This is a genomic window from Crossiella sp. SN42 (assembly GCF_023897065.1).
In the GTDB taxonomy this organism is placed as follows: domain Bacteria; phylum Actinomycetota; class Actinomycetes; order Mycobacteriales; family Pseudonocardiaceae; genus Crossiella.
The window spans coordinates 82401-96228 of the sequence record NZ_JAMHIV010000003.1 but is presented as its reverse complement, the minus strand read 5'-3'; the positions used below and the strand labels follow the sequence as shown (position 1 = coordinate 96228).

Here is a 13828-nt window from a genome sequence, read left to right as displayed (position 1 = left end):
GCCGGCTCCGGCCGAGCCCCGAGAGCATGGCCGCCTCTCCCGCAGCACCAGCCCGGGTAGGCGGCGGAGGGGACGGCCGGAGATGAACAACAGCCATGACCTGGGCACCGTGGTCATCTGCACCGCGCTGCCGATCGAGTACCTCGCCGTCCGCGAGCACCTGCCGCCGGGCGAACTCGACGAACACGACGTCGGCGGCATGCTCTTCGCCTCCGGGACGCTGGCAACCGACCGGGGCCGGTGGCGGGTGGTGCTGGGCCAGAGCGGCGCGGGCAACATCCAGGCAGCCGTCCAGCTGGAACGCGCGGTCCAGTTCTTTCAGCCCCGGCTCGTGCTCTTCGTCGGCGTGGCCGGCGGTCTTAAAGACGTGACGCTGGGCGATGTCGCGGTGGCCAGCCTGGTCTACGAGTACGAGACCGGCAAAGACACCGCCTCCGGGTTCCACTCCCGCCGCAAGAATCACCACTGCAACCACCGCCTGGTCGAACGTGCCCATCAGATCGCCCGCGACCGGCCCTGGCACCACCGCATCCTCAACCACACCCCCAAGCAGGTGCCACGGGCGGTGGTCAACCCACTGGCCGCGGGCAGCAAGGTGACCGCCGACCGCCGCTCGGCCACCGCGCTGTTCCTACGCGAGCACTGCGGGGACGCCATCGCCGTAGAGATGGAAGGCGCCGGGTTCCTGCACGGGGCCTACGTCAACGACTCGCTCCCCGCCCTGGTGGTGCGCGGGATCTCCGACCTGCTTGACGACAAAACTGAGGCCGCCGACAAGCACTGGCAGCCGATGGCCGCCCGCCACGCCGCCGCCTTCGCCATCGAACTCCTGCACCGCCACACCCGACCCACACCCGACCCACACCAGCCAACGGCGCATGACTCCGCGCCGACAACCAACTCGGCAGTGACCAACACCCTCCACGGCACGGCCACGGGCACCGTGTTCCAGATCGGGGTCGTGCACGGCGGCATCTATACGCCCCTTCGCCCACAACCGCCGCACTCGACCAGCCCCGTCGACGAGGCGGCAACGGACCGTGCCGACTCTCCGCCAGCTCAGGTGGGCCGCCCGGGGCCCTCGGCTGTCGTCACCGCTGTCCCCGCCGTTGGGCAGAGCGCACCCGAGCTGTTTGTCGGCCGTGACGACGCACTCCAGCGGCTTCTGGACTTCCTCCAGCCCAATCCGAACTCCTCAACGGGCACGGCGGTGGTCTCGGCGGTGGCCGGTATGGGCGGGATCGGCAAGACCACCCTGGCCCGCCGCGCTGCTATGACTGCGGTCGAGTGCGGCTGGTTCACCGGCGCAGCCCTGACCGTGGACCTGCACGGCTATGACCCCAGCGGCCGACCCGTGGGCGTCGACCAGGTCTTCGCGCCCCTGCTGCGCGGACTCGGTGCCACTGCGGAGCCGTGGCCTGTCACGGTGGCCGAGCAAGCCGCCGTCTACCACCATGTCCTGGACCGACTCGCCGCCCAGGGCCGGCGACTGCTGCTGATCCTGGACAACGCCTCCACCAGTGACCAGGTACGAGACCTTCTTCCCCAACAGGCGGCGCACCGGGCGCTGGTCACCACCCGCGACACACTCACCCTTCCCAGCGCTACCCGCTTAGAGCTCGGTGTACTGACTGCAAAAGCTGCCGCTGACCTGGTCGAGGAACAGCTTCGTCGGGCGTGGCATGAGGACCCGCGCCTCGGCCAGGATCGCCCGGCACTGCTGAGGATGGTGGAGTTGTGCGGGTGGCTGCCGCTGGCCCTGACCATTGCCGCCGCCCGGCTGGTAGACGAACCTGAGATCGACTACGCCGAGCTAGTGAGCGAGTTGGAGGACTCGCCGCGACGTATGGCCGCACTTCAGCACGGTGAGTCCAGCCTGGGCCCGGTGTACGAGCTGTCCTGGAACCACCTGCGTCGCCGCAACCCCCAAGCCGCGACGCTGCTGACGTTGCTGGCCAGCGCCCCGGGCCTGAGCCTGTCTACTCAAGCGGCCGCGGCACTGGCAGGAACCACCTCGGCTGAGGTCGGCACGAGGCTGCGCACACTCTGGCAGGCTCATCTCCTGCTGCGCCAGGGCAAGGATCGGTGGGCACTCCACGACGTGATTCGCTTTCACGCCCGAGAGCACTGCTTCGCCGACGACGTTGACGCCGCTGTTGACAGGCTACTGACGTTCTACCTGCACCACGCCGATGCGGCCGACGACTGGCTGGACCAGCGGGCAGGGCAGCAGACACCAGAACACTTCGCTGGCCGCGAGCATGCTCTGGCCTGGTTCGAGGCCGAACATGCCTCGCTGGTTGCTGCGGTTGACCATGCTGTCACGACGGGCCGCTACGAGATGACCGTCCGCCTCGCGGCGTGTCTCCTGGAATTTCAACGCCTGCGATACCGCACAGCAGATCGCCTGAGGGTGACTCAGCAAGCTCTCACCGCAGCACGAGAACTCGGCGACCGCCACAGCGAAGGCAAGACCTGGAACAACCTCGGACTCGCCCTCCAAGAGGTCGGCCGCTTCGACGACGCCATCAGCGCCCACCAACACGCCCGCACCACCTTCCAAGAACTCGGCGACCGCCACAGCGAAGGCAAGGCCTGGAACAACCTCGGACTCGCCCTCCAAGGGGTCGGCCGCTTCGACGACGCCATCAGCGCCCACCAACACGACTTGACCATCTGCCAAGAACTCGGCGACCGCCACAGCGAAAGCAAGGCCTGGAACAACCTCGGACTCGCCCTCCAAGAGGTCGGCCGCTTCGACGACGCCATCAGCGCCCACCAACACGCCCGCACCACCTTCCAAGAACTCGGCGACCGCCACGGCGAAGGCATGGCCTGGAACAACCTCGGCAACGCACTTCAAAAGGTCGGCCGCTTCGACGACGCCATCAGCGCCCACCAACACGACTTGACCATCTGCCAAGAACTCGGCGACCGCCACAGCGAAGGCAAGACCTGGAACAACCTCGGCAACGCACTTCAAAAGGTCGGCCGCTTCGACGACGCCATCAGCGCCCACCAACACGCCCGCACCACCTTCCAAGAACTCGGCGACCGCCACAGCGAAAGCAAGACCTGGAACAACCTCGGCAACGCACTTCAAAAGGTCGGCCGCTTCGACGACGCCATCAGCGCCCACCAACACGCCCGCACCACCTTCCAAGAACTCGGCGACCGCCACAGCGAAAGCAAGACCTGGAACAACCTCGGACTCGCCCTCCAAGAGGTCGGCCGCTTCGACGACGCCAAGCACGCGGCAGAAGAAGCCGCACAAGCCTATGCCGAAACCGGAGATACTCAGCGAGCTGCTGCAGTCCGAGAACTTCTCAAGAACATGCCTCCGTGAAGTTGTCCCTTCGTCACCCGCCGCGGTTTCGCGCGTCGAGCAGCAGTCCGCCACCAGCGGCGCGAAGATGGCTGAAGGCAAACAACGGGAGACGCCCTGTATCCGCTTCCTTGAGAATCTTGCAACACGACGATCAATCGGAGAGCAGATGAGACTGGTCCTCCGCTACCGAGTCGTGAGCACGGACCGGCTGCCCACACATACCTTCATGGTTCCCAGCTCACCAACGCCCTACGTTATGCCGATCTGGTTGCTCCGTGGTCGCTCCGCTGCGAAGAACGGACCGGCAGTGTGCGGCATGCACTGGCACGCCTAGCTTCACGCGAACTGCGAAAACGACATGGCGCGAACCGATACAACACCAGGTGATACGACACCACACCATCTCTTAATCAGCGGGTTTCAGCTGTTCACGGCGTCTCCGGAAATTAATCCAGAAGTTCTTGGGGCGACCAGCTCGTCCTGCGGTCCGTCGGCTGCAACGTGCTCAAACGCCTGTCCGCTGTCCCCAAGTGCACACCCGCGCGGCATCTGCCGATGCATGGCCTACGATCGCGGGCCACCGTACGCCGCGATCACAGCGGGCGAAGTGCACGGCCACGGCGTTCCACACTGCACCAGAGGTAGCGCTCCAGGGAGTGCACCGAGGCGTGCCGACAGCGAGTGAGCAGGATCGGCCTGCTGATGCCGCCCCTGGACTCGTGCGTTAGCCCGGGGTGCCGCAACTGCTGGAATCGCGATCCCTAGTGGACTATGCGCAGATCACAGCGCTACAGTGGTCCACATGACCCCGCACATTGCGCGGGGACGCTACTCGTGGGGGTTCGAGTCCCCCCTCGGACACAAAAATGTCGCATCCCTGCGCAAGGCAGGTGTTCATGCGAACCATGATAGTGGCCTGACCTGCGGAAAGTCCACCTAGTCATCTCCCTGACTACTTGGTACCAAATCGGCGTCTGCGAGCCTGGCTTCAGTGTCCTTGACCATGCCAAGAGGATGGGCGCGCTGTCGTCTACAACTACGCGCTCGTCGGTGGGCAGCTTCTTCTCGTACTTCGGTGTAACTCCGGCCAGCCGCCCTCTGCAACCCGCTCGACATCCTGGTCGCCGGCCGAGCGAGCTCGACGACTGGGCGTGTGCCCCCGGGCTGCCGCCGGGGTACATCCGGCCCACCTGGTCATCCGGCTCATCGCGGCCGGTCACACACCACACGACGCGGAAGTTCGAGCGGCTCGCCTTCCCGGCTGGTCCAAGGCTCAGCCCGCAGAACTCACCGCCTTCGCCGCCACGACGTCCGGCTGGTGGGCACATCTCCTGGTGACGCGCCCTGTCCCGCATGAGCCCAGCTCGTTGCCGCTGCCCGTTCCTGGACCACCCATCGCTCGACGATGTGGGTCGCCGGTAGCCACGTGGTCTGCGACCAGCAGCCATTCGCTCTCCACCGGCGTCGGTCCGCGAGAGCTGGCGGCGTGGAACCTGACGCGCCAGGTCCTCCAACGGCAGTTCACCTGCTTGGTCAGGTCAATGGTGTCATCATCCGTGAACCAGTTCCAGCATCTTTCGCGCCCCACTGCGGACAGTCCAGATCGTCCCACCCTGGCGACACTTTACAATCTTTCAAGGCAGGCCTCGAGTGGCGCCATCAGCATTTAGACCGAACTTTCGAATCATGTGACACTCGATGTGCCTGTCTTGATCCTGAAGCAGTTTCAACAAAAATGGGTAGGCGACGCTATGCCCGGATACAACCATCGATCGCAACTCATCCTCCCTATTGCACTTCCATAAGAAAGCAGAAAGCTCAACACCGACGGCAGAATCACCGGCGGCGAACAACTCTCGAAGCTGCTTCACGGATTCATTCAGATCAACCTCCGGACCACCGTAGAGAGCATAATCCGAATCACGACTCCGAACCTCTTTTCGCTCGATAGGAGGCTTTGAATCCCGCAGCCTGCCATGAGATTTTTTCACAGGCCTGCCCCTTGTACTTTTTTCCAGTTCGATAGCCGCACGACGAAGAGATGCCCACTCATAACCAAGACCAACCAGCTTATCCATAAGGACGAGCGCCTCGTCGTAGCGTCTATATGCTGCCAGAATCGCTATCAATCTCGGCGCCGAGTCCTCAATATTTCCACTATTTAGACCAGCTCTCAGAACATCGAGCGCCGCATCTACCTTGCCATGACGAACGAGCAATTGAGCAAGTCTAGCTTGAGCAACCAAATCATCAGACTCTACTCTGCTCCGAACCAGTTCAACGGCCGATTCAATGTCCCCAGAATCGAACAAATGCTGGAGCTTTACGTAAACACGCTCCAACGGATCTACGTATAATTCATTTTCGTCGGCCAAGACAGAGTCAATTTCACCTTCATCGACACAGGACAGATCCGCGCGGCTCTCAACGACTCCCAGCATGTCTGAAGGAATTTCCTCAAGCGCCCCAAAGATAGGTTGACTTGGAATGCCATCGCTTTCCCCGAGGACACTAGAAAAATCTTGATTTGCCAGTGTTCTCGAACTGATCTCCTCACCGCATTTTGCGAGCACTTTCGCTCCACCGGAGCTCATCAATCCTGATATCAGGCTTACGCGGCGCGATGCTGCCCAAGCGTGCCCAGCAGCGACAAGCGTGTTTAGGAAATCGATCGCTTCCTTAAACCTGCCTGCCTTTGCAAGCAGGCCAACGATCCTAGGCGCAGCTTGGTCTACTCCTCCACCTGCGTACTCTTGACGAAGAATTACTATCGCTTCCTCAATTCGGTCTTCTCTAGCAAGTTTACCCACGAGGCGAATTTTGGCATCCGAACTATCTTTACTCGAAGATCGATCGAGCAACTCCGTTGCCTTATCCACTTGACCATGGGCAACATAGATCTCAGCCAGCCTTTCAACCGCACTTGAGAATCCATCTCCAACCATTTCAAGTAGCGCATCCTCATTATTCTCTGACACGTACTTGTCGAGCAAACTTGCCACTGCTTCCCAATGTCCTAGCTCGGAAGCGCGGCGCAGGATTTCGATTCCCGCCAGTCGGAATCCTTCTAGAGTTATCTCTTTGGCGATCTCGCAAAATATGCGACCACTGGCAGGCGCCGCCCCGTGCAGCAAGGATATGGCGTGGTGAACTTGACCCTGTCCGGCTAAGTGAGCGGCGAGCAGCTCCGTATAGGCCTCAACGCCCATATTGCTGAACCGCTGAAGTAACGCGGCCGACCCTGCCAGATCACCGCGCCCCAACAATATACCAATAAGAAGCCGACAAGATCGATTTTCACCCTGAGCTCGAAGATCTTCTACATCAAATCCGCTAGAGAAGTCTTCATGAAGGGCATTTGCTCCAAGGAGGTCCTCGCTAATACAAGCCTGAAGAAATTCACTGGCCTCATCAACTCGCCCTTGTCCTACCATGTGTGCGGTAAGCAGTTCCATATAGGCCTCAACGCCCATATTGCTGAACCGCTGAAGTAACGCGGCCGACCCTGCCAGATCACCGCGCCCCAACAATATACCAATAAGAAGCCGACAAGATCGATCGTCACCCTGAACTCGAAGACCTTTTACATCCAGCCCACCAAGGTAGTACCCAGACAGGAGGGAATCCGCTCCGATTATTCCCTCGATGGCACAAGATCGAAGATAATCGCCCACCTCATTAGCCAGCCCCTGTCCGGCCATGAGAGCAGCATAAGATGAAATGGAACCGTACCTAGTCGCGTCTTCACGGCCAGGAGCAGACGTGCACTGCCGTAGCAAGCGCGCCAAATTTCGAAGATCAAGTTGAGCAGATGCCACGCCCAGGAGGATCTCCTCCGCGTATTCCACCCCATTAGCCATATTCTCTCGTAGCTCACTGACAAGTTCCCCCAGATTCCATGCGGCACCCCTATATCTTTCGATTCGACCATCTTCGAAATAGTGACTTATTCCCGAGGTAGCTACTAGCTCCTCCAGCTCCTTTAGCCGATTCTGGCCAATCAGCAACCCTAACAGGAAATAGGTGGCGCGGAGATCCCCGCCGTCAGATGATTTGCGAACCGATGCTTCGGCTTCAGACAAGTTCCTTTGTCCTATGCGAAAAAATGCCGCCATTGGCACCGCGTATCTGTTACCTGACTGCCCGAGCTTTTCCAGTCCGCTACACTGAAGTCGGCCGATCAATATTCCCGCCAGAAGCCGAATAATGTCACTAGCTTGAGAGCTGGCGATTGCGTGAATGTGAGGCATTGCTTCCTCGACACGCCCCTGCCTCGAGTACAGACCTACCAAATATCTGGACGCATCATGCCCGCCAAACTTTACGCTTATTTTGTTGAATTTCTCTGCATAGTGATAGAGACGGCGAGAATCCGCGTCTCCGGCAAGCCTTCGCACGTCAGAAGGATTCTGAATAAATTTCGCAAGCGATTCCCATACTAGTTCTGGTATGGGCTCGTAGAATCGCTTCCTCTGAGCATACTCGAGCAGATAGTCGGCTACGTCATACCCGCCACCAGTTTCGCTCGCGCTGACTGAGACCGCAACAAGAGGGCTCGAGTTATCACCTGGCGAGATCCTAAGGTCCGCCAATGCAGTCTCAAACCAATCAATTGAGACTGCAGCGCATTGTGAATCTGATAGGTAACCGTATGCTGCATTTTTCAGGAACTCGATGCCAAGCGGTCCTCTGACGTTTACTCTGCGCGCATCGATCGCCGCGTTGATGATCGCCTTCGAGTAAGGTTGGGCGTACCTCCACCTATGCACTTGCTGAGGTGCACCAGCGAGGCTTTGGGTGAAACCGAAGTAGCGGTCGTTCAGCGCCCGAGAAATTCGCGAGTCACCAGCCTCAGCTTGCGCTCGACTCCGTTCCAAGTGGCTAAATTGATCCGGAATCTCCAGTACCGCTTGAGCAAGAGATAGAACCTCTCTGGCATTCCGATTTCGGTCCACCAATTGACTATTTCTGGTGTCCGCACCCGGAATAGTTAACGACGGAAGTTCGATGATTTCTAAGTACCTGCTCGACCACAGCGTGTCAACAACTACCACTGGCGCATTCTCGCCTCGACCGATGAGGGAGAGCACGTCCACTGCTCGCAATCCATTCACATCGGCGAGAAACTTCTCTGAAGGAGTGTCATCAAGCCACACCACCGTTCTCGGCGGGATAGCTTCAGCGACTTCTCGGATAGTGTCAGCATCGTGCGCGAATAGGATGTTCCAGTCCGGCAGAACCTCTCGTACAGCTTCCGACAAGCTTCGAGACTTTCCGGTAGATGAACCTCCGACAAGAATCAGAAATCCGCCAGAGATTGACACAGCTCGCAATCTCTCGCGGAGATCCACATCATGATCTCTAACTACATAACTTGGAAGCAAAGCCCACTCATCACTGGTTCTGCTAGAACGCATATCACCTTCAGGGATGGTGGCTCGAACTCCTAGCTCGTTCGGTCGGCAGTTCTTTACTTTGAGAATGCGCCAGCGTGACCCATTCTTTAACTTTTTCATCTTCTTTACAGCGGTTGGGCGGCGCCAAGCAAGGATCGCCACAATCAGGCCAGCCGTAGCAATCAAAACTCCAGAAATGGAGCCGACCTTGTCTCCGACATCAAGAAATTCACTTCCGCTAAAGTCCTGAGGCCACCACGATGCTGCGAGCCACAGGTTTGCTGCGACCGTTAAGCTTCCACTCACCAGGAATACGGCAAGCCATGCGATTTTTTGAAGAATAGAATTCAATTGGCTCCCTTGCCCCGATGCGCAACACGGGTCACCACCTGGGTCCCTCGAACTTGACAACGTCAAAATTCGCTACCTCAGCGCCTCCCGCAGGTTCGGTCTATTGTCTAGGTATCAAGTCTGCGCTCCTCCATCGGATTCCAAGCATGCACTTGTCGTTTACATGCACGCCAGTGTTTCCTTGCAACGCCGACCATCACCAGGTTGAGTCTCAGTTGATACCAAGCCGTACTTTTGCCCCACCCCCCAGATCTTCGAGAAGATACGAAGATCGATTGCGGCACTGGCACCGGGCCCGCGCTGATCTCATCATTGGCCGTCCAGAGCCGACGATCATGGTTACGCAGGACGAGCCGATGACGGAGCGCAACTGGGCACACCCCGACGAACTCACCCACCGGTTGGCGCTGCAGTGGCTCCATGAGCGGCACCGGCGCTGGCCGACCACGACCAACCCCACGACGCCGAAGACGCCGCGCGCCGGTGGCTGGGCTGGCTGGCCACCACCCCGAAACGCTGGCTGATCGTCCTCGACGACCTCCAATCCCCCGCTGACCTCGCTGACCTATGGCCGCCGCACACCCGCACCGGCAAGATCGTGGTCACCACCCGGCACCGCGGCTCCGCCCTTGACGGCACCGGGCGCCACCGCATCGAAGTCGACCTGTTCACACCGGCGGAGTCTCTGGCGCTGATCACCGAACGCCTCGCGCGGCGCCTGCGGCAAGCGGACGGCACTGCCGAGCTGGCCGAGGCACTCGGCCCTGACCACCGCGACACCCTCACCACCCGCAACAACCTCGCCTACTGGCGCGGCGACGCCGGAGATATCAACGGTTGCAAAACCGGATGATGCCGCCCTCGCTCGCTGGGACAAGCGAGTACGAGGCCGACGCGAGTTCGCGGGAAGCACGACCCTGCTAGGTCTCCGCACTCGTCGAACCGTCGAGTTCGGCGTTCCCGAGCCGACATGTCCGGCCGCCGCAGCGGCTACGTCACCGTCGATGACGGATGCCCGGTCTGGTGACTGTGCTGTCTTACCGGGTGTTTCCGGGTCACCCGGATCGATGTTGCGCGTGGCCCCAGGTAGGTCTGGAGTCTTCGAGTTGGAACACCTTGGCGACGAGAGACGGGGTGGCGAGATGTGGTCGTGGACTCGGGCTGGGATCACGGCGGCTGCTGCGGTACTGGTGGGCGCCGCGCTGCCGGTCGCTGCGTATGGCGCGAAGCGGGACGGGGTGCCGTTGCGAGAGGCGGTCGCGCACCTCGTCGTGGCCAAGGAGGTCCGGGACGGGTACGAACAGGAGAAGTTCAAGCACTGGACCGACATCGACCGGGACGGGTGCAGCACCCGCTTTCCCGGTACGTTTGACGTTGTTAGGTTGGGCGTCCAGTCGGTGAGCTGTGGAGCGACATTAGCTTCCGAGGCTCTGGCGGTCGCCGAACTTGCTGCGGCCTGCGAGATCCAGCGCGAGCATGGTGTCAACAGCCAGGAGTGACGTGCTGCCGTCGAGATGTATGGGTACCGCGTGCGTGAGCTCCGTGGCGATCTGCTTCGACGGTTCTACTCTGCCGACGGCATCGCTGTCGGCTAGTCAGGCTGGCACTCCGGATTCGGCCACTGCGACTGGTGACCCGTCACGGGTTCGGGGCCAGAACTACCCGGCATGAACAGGCCGTGCGCGTGATCAACCGGGGTGTCCTCGATGGCCCGGCCATTCAATGACAGGCTCAAGCCTCTACTCCCGCCTCGTGCTGATCTCTGGGGCGACTCCGGCGATCCATCGGAGTTCGACCTCGACCACGGAGACCCCGGCCGCCTCGGCGTGCTCCTGTGCCTGCATCCGGCACTGCCTGGCGGCCTCCCGTTCACCGCGGGTGGTGTGGATGTCGGCGAGGCTGGCGCAGGCGCGGGCCTGCTGGTAGCGATCGCCGATGGTCTCGGCCACCACCAGTCCCGCGTGGTGGTAGCGCATCGCGGTGTCCAGTTCGCCCTGCCGCTGGTGTCCCCAGCCCAGTCCGACCAGGGCTCGGGCCTCGCTGAACGGGCTACCGGAGTCACGGGCCAGGTGCAGCGCCCGCTGCCAGTACTCCAGTGCCTGCTCCACTCGCCCCAGGGCGAGTGCGCCCAGGCCGATTCCGTTGAGTGCGTGGCATTCCACCTCCTGATCACCGGCCAGCCGCGCCAGCAGCACGGCTTCCTCGTGGTGGGCCAGCCCGCTGCGGTGCTGGCGGCGCCAGTGGGCGAGGTAGCCGATGCCGGTGCGGGCGTAGGCCTGGATCGAGTGGTTTCCGATCCGCCGGCCGACTTCCAGCCCCGCCTCGAAACACGCCAGCGCTTGCGGGAGATCGCCCAGCCGCCAGTGGGCGAAGCCCAGGCCGTTGTGGGCGCGGCCGAGACTGCGGTGATCGGCTGTGTCGTGGGCGGCCCGGAGGGCACGGTGGTAGACGGGGATGGATCCGGCGAAGTTTCCTTGCCGCCACAGGGTCAGGGCGAGCAGGGTGAGCACCGGTGCGTCCACTGTGGACTCTACGAGGGTCAGCGCCTGGCGTCCCAGGGCCAGCGCCTGCTCGTAGTGCCCGCGGTCGTCCAGGTACTGCTGGATGGCGATGGCCAGCCCGGCCGCCGGTGGTGACCAGCCTCGGCTGATGGCCATCTCCGCTGCCGCGATGAGGGTGGAGCGCTCGGTGTCCATCCAGGACAGTGCCTGCGCCGTGGCCGTCTTGGCGGTGACCTCGCGCAGGTAGTGCTCGCACAGCTGCCGCAGCACGGCCGCGAGGTCGGCGGGCGGATGGTCGGTGCTGGCGCGTTCGGCGGCGTAGAGGCGGACGAGGTCGTGCATTCGGTAGCGGCTGGGTCGGTGTTCCTGGGCCAGGTGCACCCGGGTGAGCTGGACCAGAACTTGGCGGGTGGCCCGTGGGGGCAGATCGGCCAGCACCGCCGCGGCGGGCAGGCCGATGTCCGGGCCCGGGGCGAGGGCGAGCAGCCCGGCCAGGCGGGCGGCCTCAGCGCTGAGGGTCTGGTAGGTGGCGGCGACGACGGCACGGAGGCTGGTGGTGATCTCGCCGGTGTCGAGGACGTCGAGCCGGTCGGCGTCCTCGCGCAGTTCCTCGGCCAGCGCAGCGAGGGAGAACTGGGGGTGGGTCGCGGCGCGGGCGGCCACGATCGCCAGGGCCAGCGGCAACCGTGCGCACCGGGCGATCACCGCGTCGAGGGCCTCGGGTTCGACGCGGGCGCGGTCGGCTCCGGCGTGCAGTGCCAGGAACTCCCGCGCCTCGGTCTGGGTGAAGACCTCCAGCACGAGGGGCTGGGCGCCGGAGGTGGCCAGCAGACCGTCCAGCCGGTGCCGGCTGGTGATCAGGACGGTGCAGTGCGCGGTGCCGGGCAGCAGCGGCGCGACCTGGTCGCTGTCGCGGGCGTTGTCGAGCACCAGCAACATGCGGCGCTGAGTGAGCAGGCTGCGCAGCAACGCCGCCTGGTCCTGCTCCCGCGGCGGCAGCGCCGAGGGGGGCACGCCGAGCGCGGCCAGAAAGCCAGCGGCCGCGGCCGAGGCCGGCAACGGCGGGACAAGCGGGCTGTAGCCGCGCAGATCCACATACAGCTGCCCGTCCGGGAACTCCTGCAGGTGGACTTGGGCCCACTGCAGGACCAGCGAGGTCTTGCCGATCCCACCCGGCCCGCACACCACCGCCACGACCCCGCCGCGACGCGCCAGGGCGGTCAGCTCGGCCAGTTCCCGCTCGCGGCCGGTGAAGCCCCGCACCGGCAATGGCAGCTGACTGGGCCGCACCGCCGGGCGGGCAGGGGCGGTGAGGGTGGCATCGGCGCTGAGGATGCGCTCGTGCAGAATGCGCAGCGCCGGACCCGGTTCCACCCCGAGCTGGGTGATGAGTTCGGAGCGGGTCTGCTGGTAGAGCTCCAGCGCCTCGGCCTGGCGGCCGCTGCGGTAGAGGGCGAGCATGAGCAGCTCACGCAGGCGTTCCCGCAGCGGATGCTCGGCGACCAGGCCGGTCAGCTCGGCCACCGTCTCGGCGTCGCGGCCGTGGTTGATCGCCGCTTCGGCGCGCAGTTCCAGGGCCAGCAGGCGGTTCTGGCGCCACCGCTCGCGCTGGGCGTGAAAGTACGGGCTGTCCAAGCCGGTGAACGGCTGCCCACGCCAGAGGCCCAGCGCGGCCACGGCGGCGTGCTCGGCGGCGATGTGGTCACCGGCGCGGTGATGTCGCCGCGCGTCGGCGAGATGGGCCTCGAAACAGAGGGCGTCGACCTGCTCGGGAGCGCCGGGCAGCAGGTAGCCGGCCGTGGTGCGCACCGGCATCGCGGCCGGGTCACGCCGCCCGACGGCCGGTGCCAACACTCGGCGCAAGCGGCTGATGGTGCTGTGCAGGGCGTTGCTGGCGTTTCGCGGGGGCCACTCGCCCCACACGGCCTCCACCAGGCTCTCGGCGGATACGGGCCGGTCGATCTCCAATGCCAGCACCGCCAACACGGCCTGTTGCCTGCCCGCGCGGAGATCTAGCTCCACTCCTGACCGGGTGGCCGTGAGTGGGCCGAGTAGCCCGTATCGAAGATCACCGCTGGCCACACCCGCACCCCCTGCGTATCCCCGATCACCCACGGTAGTAGCCCGAGGCACAGGCCTGCCACTGGTTGACTCCGGGTGCGGGGGTTAGCGCCGTGCAAGAGCGGTGCAAGTCGAGATGGCGAGGCTGGCCAAGCCCAACGGACACACCAGAGGGGACACGCAGATGATCT

General features: G+C 63.1%; 5 protein-coding genes. 3 read left to right on the top strand and 2 right to left on the bottom strand.

Translation table 11 applies throughout. From position 1 onward, the window contains the following. Positions 1–82 precede the first annotated feature (82 nt). A complete protein-coding gene (locus M8C13_RS05200) occupies positions 83–3346 on the top strand; it encodes a tetratricopeptide repeat protein (protein WP_252479306.1) in 3264 nt (1087 codons plus the stop codon). A gap of 1616 nt (positions 3347–4962) precedes the next feature. On the opposite strand, the gene M8C13_RS05195 is transcribed toward M8C13_RS05200, so the two are convergent. Continuing rightward, positions 4963–9075 (bottom strand): lipopolysaccharide assembly protein LapB, encoded by a 4113-nt coding sequence (locus M8C13_RS05195; protein WP_252479305.1) that lies wholly within the window; start codon positions 9073–9075, stop codon positions 4963–4965. 598 nt (positions 9076–9673) lie between these two features. Between M8C13_RS05195 and M8C13_RS05190 the strand changes: the two genes are divergently transcribed. Together M8C13_RS05190 and M8C13_RS05185 are read left to right on the top strand one after the other, a co-directional pair. Continuing rightward, complete coding sequence (locus M8C13_RS05190; RefSeq protein ID WP_252479304.1) at positions 9674–9928, top strand: hypothetical protein; 255 nt, start codon at positions 9674–9676, stop codon at positions 9926–9928. A 337-nt stretch (positions 9929–10265) separates the two neighbouring features. Beyond that, entirely contained in the window at positions 10266–10574 is a 309-nt protein-coding gene (locus tag M8C13_RS05185) for a hypothetical protein (protein WP_252479303.1), read from the top strand. Positions 10575–10814: 240 nt separating this feature from the next. Here the strand turns inward: M8C13_RS05185 and M8C13_RS45300 are convergent, their stop codons facing one another. Beyond that, positions 10815–13598: a BTAD domain-containing putative transcriptional regulator gene (locus M8C13_RS45300; protein WP_252479302.1), complete on the bottom strand. Its 2784-nt coding sequence runs from the start codon at positions 13596–13598 to the stop codon at positions 10815–10817. Between the last annotated feature and the right edge of the window lie 230 nt (positions 13599–13828).

Excerpts from the sequence above, each read along its gene's own strand:
- M8C13_RS05200 (WP_252479306.1), top strand. The coding sequence starts at position 83 with ATGAACAACAGCCATGACCTGGGCACCGTGGTCATCTGCACCGCGCTG.